5 protein-coding genes and 1 pseudogene are annotated in these 5,863 nt (G+C 64.2%); all 6 read right to left on the bottom strand.

All coding sequences use genetic code 11. From position 1 onward, the window contains the following. A partial coding sequence (locus tag ENZ74_RS19015; protein WP_127312921.1) for an ATP-binding cassette domain-containing protein occupies positions 1-199 on the bottom strand: 199 nt, incomplete at its 3' end. After that, a complete protein-coding gene (locus tag ENZ74_RS19010) occupies positions 196-924 on the bottom strand; it encodes an ABC transporter ATP-binding protein (protein ID WP_063169740.1) in 729 nt (242 codons plus the stop codon). The genes ENZ74_RS19015 and ENZ74_RS19010, both read right to left, overlap by 4 nt. Next, entirely contained in the window at positions 921-1,883 is a 963-nt protein-coding gene (locus ENZ74_RS19005) for a branched-chain amino acid ABC transporter permease (RefSeq protein WP_063169741.1), read from the bottom strand. Before ENZ74_RS19005 ends, ENZ74_RS19010 begins: the two co-directional genes overlap by 4 nt. Beyond that, positions 1,880-2,742 (bottom strand): annotated as a pseudogene (locus ENZ74_RS19000) (branched-chain amino acid ABC transporter permease). Before ENZ74_RS19000 ends, ENZ74_RS19005 begins: the two are co-directional and overlap by 4 nt. A 178-nt stretch (positions 2,743-2,920) precedes the next feature. Beyond that, a complete protein-coding gene (locus tag ENZ74_RS18995; protein ID WP_013528442.1) occupies positions 2,921-4,225 on the bottom strand; it encodes an ABC transporter substrate-binding protein in 1,305 nt (434 codons plus the stop codon). Positions 4,226-4,353: 128 nt separating this feature from the next. Beyond that, positions 4,354-5,784, bottom strand: coding sequence for a hypothetical protein (locus tag ENZ74_RS18990; protein WP_063169743.1), 1,431 nt, complete (start codon positions 5,782-5,784; stop codon positions 4,354-4,356). Between the last annotated feature and the right edge of the window lie 79 nt (positions 5,785-5,863).

The following is a 5,863-nucleotide window of genomic DNA, read 5'->3' as shown; positions in this document are numbered from 1 at the left end:
CGCTCGAGGGGACCAGCCCCATGATGGCCTTGAGTGTCGTCGTCTTGCCGGCGCCATTGCGGCCGAACAGGCACAGCACCTCGCCTTTGTTCAGCACCAGGTCGAGGCCATAGAGCACCTGGACCTCGCCATAGAAGCAGTCGAGCCGCGAAATGGTGAGTGCTTGAGGCGTGGCCTCGGCCTGGTTTGCCTCGGTCATGGGGCAGTCCCCAGATAGGCTTCCTGCACCGCCGCGTTTTCGCGGATCGCTTCGGGCGTGCCTTCGGCGAGGATCTTGCCGGCATTGAAGACAGTGATGCGGTCGGCCAGCTGCATGACGACAGGCATGTTGTGCTCGATCAGAAGCACGGTGGCGTTCTTGGCGATCTCGCGCACCAGGGTGATGAAATTGTCGATCTCGCTGTCGGCCAGCCCTTGCGTCGGCTCGTCGAGGATCAAAAGGCGCGGCTTCAGCGCCAGCCCCATCGCCACTTCCAGCAGGCGCTGATGGCCGTAGGACAACTGCCCGGCCGGCATGTGGGCGCGATCGGCCAGGCCGGTGCGTTCGAGTGCGGTCATGACAGCGGCCTGTATCGCGCTCCTGGAATGGCTGCCATGCCGCAGCGTCAGTTGCGCGGGCAGCGCGACGTTGGCGTAGACGGACAGGTTGGCATAGACGCTGGTGAGCTGGAAGGTGTAGGCGATCCCCCTGCGGACCCTGACATAGGCAGGCAGATTGGTGATGTCGGCGCCGTCGAAGACGATCATGCCGGCAGACGGCTGGATGCGGCCGCTGACCAGGCTGACGAAGGTGGTCTTCCCCGCTCCATTGGGGCCGATCACGGCGCGGATTTCGCCCGGCATCAAGGAGAAATCCACACGGTCGACGGCACGCAGGCCGCCGAAGTCGCGAGAAAGGCCCTTGGTGGTCAAAAGCGGCATCATGGCAGCCACCCGAGCCAGCGCTGCCTAATGCTGCCCAGAATGCCTTTGGGGAAGAACAGCACAAGCAGGATCAGCGCGATGCCGACGATCAGCAGATAGGCGGAGGTGTAGCCGCTGGTGATATCGATGACATAGTACATGAACAGCGTGCCGATCAGCGGCCCGAGCGTTGTTGCAGCACCGCCCAGCAGCACCCACAGCAGCGGCAGGATCGAATACTGCACCGACGCGAAGCTCGATCCGACATAGCCGAACAGCAGCGCATAGGCGGCACCCGAGCCGGCGCAGATGATGCCGGAGATGACGACGGCGGCGAGCTTGTTGGAGAAAGTGTCGTATCCCAGCATCTTCGTCCGCTCCTCATTCTCGCGGATGGCGACCAGCACGCGGCCATACCGGGAGCGGACGATGGCCAATGTGACGAGAAGCACGATCGAAAACAGCGCCAGCGCCGTCATGTAGCGAACGGTCGGATTGGTGAGCTCGAGCGATGTCGCGCCGAAGGTGAGCACACGGGCCGGCTGCGGCACGACCATGCCCTGGTCGCCGCCGGTCCACGTCGCGAAGTAGAGGATGAGGAGGTAGAACACTTGCGCGAACATCATGGTGACGATCATGAAGGCGACGCCGGTGGTGCGCAGCGCCAGCAGGCCGATCACGAGTGACACAACAACACCACAGGCAAGCCCCGCGGCGAACGCCGCTGGTACGCTCCAGCCGAGCTGGATGACGGCAAGGCCGGCGCCATAGAGCCCGGCGGCAAAGAACATGGCATGGCCGAGGCTGAGCAGGCCGACATAGCCGAACAGCATGTTGTAGCCCATGGCGAACACTGCCAGCACCATGATGCGGGCGAGCAGGCCGTGATAGTATTCCGGCAGAAGGAAGCTCAGCACGAAAAGCAGCCCGACGACGCCGAGATGCATGGCATAGGCTTTTACCGGCGAAGCTTCGCTCATCGCGACCTCGTCCCGAACAAGCCTTGCGGACGGAACACCAGCACCATGGCGACCAGCAGCGTGGCGATGATCTTGGCCAGCGTCGGCGAGAAGAACATCGAGATGATGCCGTCGGAGAGACCGATCAGCACGGCGGCGACGACCGTGCCGCGCAGCGAGCCGAGGCCGCCGATGATGACGACGATGAAGGAGAGCAGCAGCGGGTCCTGCCCCATCAGGTAATGCGCCTGGCTGATCGGCACGATCAGCACTGCGGCAATGGCCGCCAGCATGGCGCCAAGCGCGAAGACGCCGCCATAGACGCGGCCGACGGGGATGCCGAAGGCCTGCGCCGTCTCGCTGTCATACTGCGTGGCGCGCATGACGAGGCCGACCTTGGTGCGCGTCAGCACCAGCCATGTCGCGGTGAGCAGCAGCGCGGAAGTGGCGATGACAGACAGTTTGTAGCCGGAGTAGCCGAACCACGGCAGAAGGATGCGGTAGCTGAACGGCGGCTCCACCGGCCGCGCCTCCGGACCGTAGAAGGTCAGCGCCAGCTGCTGGATGATGTAGAGCATGCCGATGGTGGCGACGATGGTGGCTTCCGGATTGTAGTTGAGCCGGCGCAGCACCAGCCGTTCGGCGACCAGCGCAATGGCGCCGACGATCAGCGGAGCAATCACAAGTGCGGCCAGGAAGCCGAGCGCCGGATGGCCGCCAATGGCTGTGGTGATCGCCCAGGCGAGCACGGCGCCCAGCATGAAGAACTCACCGTGCGCGACATTGACCACCAGGACAGGCCGAGCGCGGTCAGCGCCAGCACGGCTGAGGTGACGAGGCCTTCGAGGGCGGCGAGGAGGAGGTGGGGACCGAAGTGCATGCTACACGCCCAGCGATAGCGCAATCGCGCCCCTTGCGGGGGGTGAGGAGTGGTCCGCGCAGCGGACGGAAAGCCAATTGCTTGGCTTTCCGAACGACGAACGCCCGGAGCGACAGCGAAGGGCCGGGTCCGGCAGGCCAGAGGGGGGGGCCTTGGCGCTCACGCTGCTGCGCTAAGCTCACAGCGCCTGCGTCGTATAATCCCCTTCGGCCTCGTAAAGTCCGTCCTCGATCTTGGTCTTGTGCACGACCTTGAGCTTGCCGCCTTCGATCTTGGAGATGTTCTGGATGCCAAAGCACTGGTGGATCTTGCCGTTGAAGGTCTTCGGTCCCTGCGGATGTTCCGGACCTTCGGCGAATTCGGTCAGCGCCTCGGTCGCCTCGACCAGCTTGGCGCGGTCTTCCGGTCCCTTGTAGCCGGCGTCCTCCATCGCCTTCTTGACGACGTAGAGCGTTTCCCAGCAGCCGAACATGTGGGCTGCGGTGGAGACGTCCTTGGGGTCGCCGACGGCGGCGCCATTGTCGTCGATGCCGACAGCAGCGCGATAGGCCTTCTGCGCCTCGGAATCATCGGCCTGCGCATAGCGCGGCGAGCCTTCCCAGAAATGGCTGCCATCGAGGAATTCGAGGCCGGGGCTGTTGATGTCGGTGGCTTCGAGCGAATCGATGAAGCCGAACAATTGCGGCCGGTTGGAGCCGTAGAACTCACCAAGCTCCTTGACGAAGGTGAGCACGGCCGGGCCGACCATGACGTGGTAGATCACCTCGGTCTCGGCCGGGATCTGCGGAAAATACTTGGTGAAGGACGATTCTGTCGGCGGGATGGCGATCTGCGCGATGACCTCGCCGCCTTGCGCCTTCAGCGCCGGCGGCAGGTAGTCGCGGTGGTCGTAGCCGAAGGCGAAATCCGGGAAGATCTGCGTCACCTTCTTGCCTGCATTGGCCGCGATCCACGGCGCCATCGACTGGATCTGGCTCTTCACGTCGGTGATGCCGGGCTGGAAGACATAGCGGTTCAGCTTGGTCGAGGCGACGTGATGGCCTTCGCTGACGACGAAATAGGGCATCTTGTTTTCGCCGGCGGCGGGCGCCGAGCCGATGACGACATGCGAGAACAGCGTGCCGAAGACGATGTCGGTCTTGTGCTGGGTGGCGAACTTGCCGACCACCTCGGCGCCACGGCCGGGATCGGTGCCGTCATCCTCGATGATCACCTCGACCTGGCGGCCATTGATGCCGCCGGCGGCATTGATCGCCTTGACCGCGGCAGCCGTCGTCTTTTCGTACCAGCGGCCATAGGCAGCGCCGATGCCGGTGCGGTGCGACTGGAAGCCGATCTTGATCGGCGCCGAACTCTGCGCCTGGGAATAGCGGACGAAGCCAGGGGCAAGGCCGAGGCCGGCGCCTGCGGCCAGACCTTTCAGTGCGGTGCGGCGGGTGAGCGTGGATCTGGAGAGATCGAAAAAACCATTCTTGTCAGTCACGGCAGTTCCCCTGTTTTTGAGTTTTGACTGGCTGCAACGAGGCAAAAAATCGCATGTGTACAAACTAAATCACCAAAGCCCCGACGTGGCAAGCGGGCTTTCCCCGAAGGCATGCTGGTCGCCTTTTCTCATCCGACAGTCGGCGTGGCAAGCAACCAGAGGCCGAAGACGGTGTAGGCGACCATCAGCAAGGTAAGCGGGAACTGGCTGAGGGCCGCGCGGGAGGGCTGTGGGTGCAGGCGCCAGGCGAAGCCGTGAGCGACGAGGACGGCGAGCACATGCCCCAGGATGATGGCGCCGGCCTGGATATTCCACAGCCACCACGCAGAGTCCGCCCCCGCAACGATGCCGGCCTCGATCTGCATATCGGCGGTGCCGAACAGGTTCCAGCCCATCGCGAACGGATCGGAAAGTGCCGCAAGCGCATATTGGCCGTCGACGAGCAGCGCCGTCAGATAATGCGCAATGTGATAGGCAAGCGCGATCGGCACGATCGACCACACCAGCTGACCGGCCGCCTGGTTAAGAATGTGGTCGCTGCCGGCAAGACGTTGGCCGAGCCAGGCGGCAAGCAGGAACACCGCCGCCAGCAGCGCGAATGTCAGGATCAGCCCGAAAGTGCCGCTGCCGATCAGCGCCGTGCGGCCGGGAAATTCGAGCGGGTTGATGCCGAACAGGCCGAGCCAGAAGAAGGTTTTCGACAGGCCGTCGAAGGACACCGACGACAGGGCGAGCAGCAGGAAAGCCATGCCGCTGGCCGGCAAGGGCTCCGCGGCCAGCAGCTTGGCGCCCGGCCAGCACAGGGCAAGCCGGCCATGTTCGTTCCGTACCACAATTGCGAAACGCGCCACCATGGAGAAGAAGACCGTCAGGAATTCGCCGCTGCGGCTCCAGCCGCGATAGCCGAACGCCAGTATGGCGAGGAAAGAGAATAGCCAGTAGAGGCCGGCGGCCACGGCCAGACGCGCCGGATCGTCGGGCGCCGGATCGATGAGTTCGAACCAGGCAAAGGCGAAGAACAAGATGGCCGCAGGCCAGCAGCCGACCCATCGGGGCAGGCGCCATGTCCCGGTCCCGAACAGGCGCGAGGCGATACGCCATGGTCCATACCAGGGGTTCAGCCATGACCAGAGATCGCCGAAGAGGCCTTGCAACAGCGTGACGCCGGCCCACAAAAGGGTCCAGATCACCAAAGGCAGCGGGTTTGAAAGCGGGTCGTGGCTGCCGAAAAGGCCGGCGGCGATGAGAATTGCAAAGCCGGCAAAGGATATCAGGCTGATGGCGGCGCGGGCGCTGTCGCCGAAGGTGAACAGCGGCAGGCGTCGGCGCCAGAAGCGGGCAAGCGAAGCCGCCGGCAGCAGCGCCAGGACGAGGAAGCTGACGGCCACGGCGAAGGCGCCTCCGACCAGATAGTAGCCGGTCGGCAACAGCAGGACGTGGCCCCGGTCGGAGGCGTGGGCGAAGGCTGGGGTGGGGAGGAGGGCAAACAGCGCCGCAGATAATAACGCCAACAGCTGATGGCAGTGCTCTACGAGGCCCCCCTCTGTCCTGCCGGACATCTCCCCCTCAAGGGGGGAGATCGGCAGAACGGCCTGTTGGCGCCATTCTTCAAGCGTTGGAGATTGGCGAAAGCAGGGA

Origin of the sequence: Mesorhizobium sp. M7A.F.Ca.CA.002.15.2.1, assembly GCF_003998715.1 — a bacterium.
In the GTDB taxonomy this organism is placed as follows: domain Bacteria; phylum Pseudomonadota; class Alphaproteobacteria; order Rhizobiales; family Rhizobiaceae; genus Mesorhizobium; species Mesorhizobium ciceri.
This window is presented reverse-complemented; position numbering and strand designations above follow the sequence as displayed.

Excerpts from the sequence above, each read along its gene's own strand:
- ENZ74_RS19005 (WP_063169741.1), bottom strand. The coding sequence starts at position 1,883 with ATGAGCGAAGCTTCGCCGGTAAAAGCCTATGCCATGCATCTCGGCGTC.
- ENZ74_RS18990 (WP_063169743.1), bottom strand. The coding sequence starts at position 5,784 with ATGTCCGGCAGGACAGAGGGGGGCCTCGTAGAGCACTGCCATCAGCTG.
- ENZ74_RS19010 (WP_063169740.1), bottom strand. The coding sequence starts at position 924 with ATGATGCCGCTTTTGACCACCAAGGGCCTTTCTCGCGACTTCGGCGGC.